Source organism: Stenotrophomonas sp. P5_A8 (assembly GCF_056400545.1).
In genome coordinates this window covers 1-2465 of the sequence record NZ_JBFULB010000451.1, presented here as the reverse complement: position 1 = coordinate 2465, position 2465 = coordinate 1, and the positions used below count along the sequence as shown (strand labels likewise).

At 57.5% G+C, this 2465-nt stretch carries 3 protein-coding genes; all 3 read right to left on the bottom strand.

Annotation, left to right across the window (positions count from 1 at the left end; all coding sequences use genetic code 11):
• Positions 1-490: DUF6339 family protein (locus AC1DQP_RS19430; protein ID WP_478052292.1), on the bottom strand; the 490-nt coding region annotated here is incomplete at its 3' end.
• Positions 487-1317, bottom strand: a complete 831-nt coding sequence (locus AC1DQP_RS19425; protein WP_457320976.1) for a hypothetical protein — start codon at positions 1315-1317, stop codon at positions 487-489. The genes AC1DQP_RS19430 and AC1DQP_RS19425, both read right to left, overlap by 4 nt.
• Positions 1307-2465: hypothetical protein (locus AC1DQP_RS19420; RefSeq protein WP_478052291.1), on the bottom strand; the 1159-nt coding region annotated here is incomplete at its 5' end. The genes AC1DQP_RS19420 and AC1DQP_RS19425, both read right to left, overlap by 11 nt.

The following is a 2465-nucleotide window of genomic DNA, read 5'->3' as shown; positions in this document are numbered from 1 at the left end:
GTATTCGTCCAAGAACGGATCCGACGTTCGCTGCGTCGATGTGGCGCGCAATGTGGTAGTTCCACCAAAGGCGTGAAATTGCGTGGTCATCCMGGCAGGCTGTAAGCGTCGGAGCAAAGAAGTGCTTGATGATATCGGCTGTGGACTTCTCATCCGTCGAGCTGTCAGAGATCCATCTCGCGCGTGAGTAGGTCAAGCCTTCGACATGACTCATCCGGACCCACAGTCGGTTCTCACGCGCGACGCTTGGAGATAGATGGCCAAGTGCGTGACCAACGATCAGTGAGTTCTCGATCTCGCTGGCAGGGGAACCGTCGGTGCTTAGCGTGGACAACTCGGACAGATCCGCACTCACGGAGAGAGGAATCCGCCAGTTTCCCGCTGACTCCATGTCGAGAAAGTCACCGCTCCGGTAGCGGTCCAGGTTGTCAGCAACTGAGCCGCGAAGGTCGATGGCGACCTGCTCGCCGACGTATAGCAGCTTCTTCACGCGTTCACTCCTTCAAGGACCTTGCCTAGGGCTTGCAGAGGTCGATCCAGCAGGTGCTGGGCCGCCTGAGCAAGGTCGCAGGTCACGATGTCGATTCCATCAGCAGTGCAACGAGCGCTCATGACTGTATGCCATCGTCGCCCCTCGTGCTGACCAACTTCCCTCATCGCGTCAAGAACGTACATGAGGGTGGGCAGGTATAGCGCAGACAGCAGTACATCCCTTGCTCGGTTGTCACGAACGATGGACAACACGCCGTGGAGCTCGGAGCTCGCTAGAATATCGATGGACTCGCTGTCAAGGTTGATGCGGAACTCGCCTTCTGGAACGTCGGCCATGAGCTTGAGGTGGAAGATGGACTCCAGGGGAGCAAGCTTCTCCAAACCAACCTCATAAGGGAACTCCTCCGTGACGGCGATAACGTCGCCAGCATTGGCGCAGCGGGAGTCCACCGGGAACTCATCATTGATGGACGGTGACGTGAGCGCAAGTTTGTCTGCTACAGCGACGACGACGCCGCGGATGTTGGTTCGCCCACGCAGCTTCCCGTCGGAGAGATCAAGTCGGAACTGGTCCAGCCCCGTAATGTGGAGGTCATCGTAGTAGGTGTCACGACAGGTCAACATAATTCCTGCGCTGGCTTCGCCGCACTGTACCAGCTCAAGAACATTAGAGTCCTCGATACCAAGCTTGCCGGTAATGAAGAGGCTTCCCGTATCGGGATGCTCTTCGATTTCCAGCTCAGCTGTAAGCGAAAGGACTCCGTAGTCCAGCGTCTGATTGGAAAGCACGGGGTGGGGAAAACGTGCGCTGTCCTTAATGCGCATCTTGTTCTCCCTTGATGGGGCTGAGAACGACCGAGATCGGACCGAGATAGGGTCGCGAGAGCTTGATCTTGATGGACATCCGTGTACCTGCCACCGCACTGATCCTTGGTGAGTGGGAGGAGGGAGCGTCATCCAATCCGATGATCGTCAGCGCTTCATCTGAAACTACTCCAATTGCAGATAGCTCTAGAACTACTTCTGCCGAGGCCTCTGGCGTGAATGAGAGTAGCCGAGTGGTGCCTCCATCGGAAACTGAATTTCGAAGGTTGGTGTACGCAATACTGCGACCGCCGCGACCGCCAGTCGTGCCTCGACCAGGACCCTTCCGGTCACCGGTGGTGGCACCCGATCCCTTGGAGCCAGGCTTCTGGCCTCCAGAGGACCCGGATTCTCCACTGTCGCCCTGACCTATCGCCGGTGGCTGTCTCGTGAGTTTCTTCGTCACAGTGGGGCGTTCCGGGTTCTCGTCCATGGTATTGGGATCGGCAATCGGCCGCTCTCCACCCGTGCTGGCGAAGAACTGATTCATCTCGTCAAGAAGCACGTCTGACTCGGCAGCCGCTGTCGTCGAGTCCTTGATGAACTGGCGTATCCAGTTCCCGACCTTCTTGAACGCGGCCTTGAGCTTCTTGCGAAGCCTTTCGTCATCAATGCGGTCGGCGGAGATCTCGTCGTGGCGCGGATTCTCCATGTCGCGAACACGGGCGCTCGTATCGCGATCGTCCGGCTGAAGGACCGCGACAAAGTCTCTCGACAGCGAGAAACGACGAAGTGGGTGCCCAAAGTGACTGAGGTTGTCAGCAATGTACATCCCGTTTCGTAGAATTCCGACCCGCCGTGGAAGCCCTTCGTGCTGAAGCAGAGTCAGCGTGAAATTCCCGGAATCGGGGGCTTCGTACTTGTCTACCGAAGAAGCATCCGAGCAGAGTGCGTCGAGCATCGCTGCACTGAATGCCAGGTCGTCCGAAGTTCCTGTGCTCTCCGCTGCGGCGTGGATGAGAGGATTCTTGAAGAGATCGAAAACCGTTGTAGCGTCGATCTCGATGTTCTGCTCGAGTGGTGAGATGACGCTGAAGCGGATAGCGCCGTCCCGGATTGCGGAGAAAAAGTTCCTGATCAGCGACTCCGCGATCAGCCATTGCCAACCA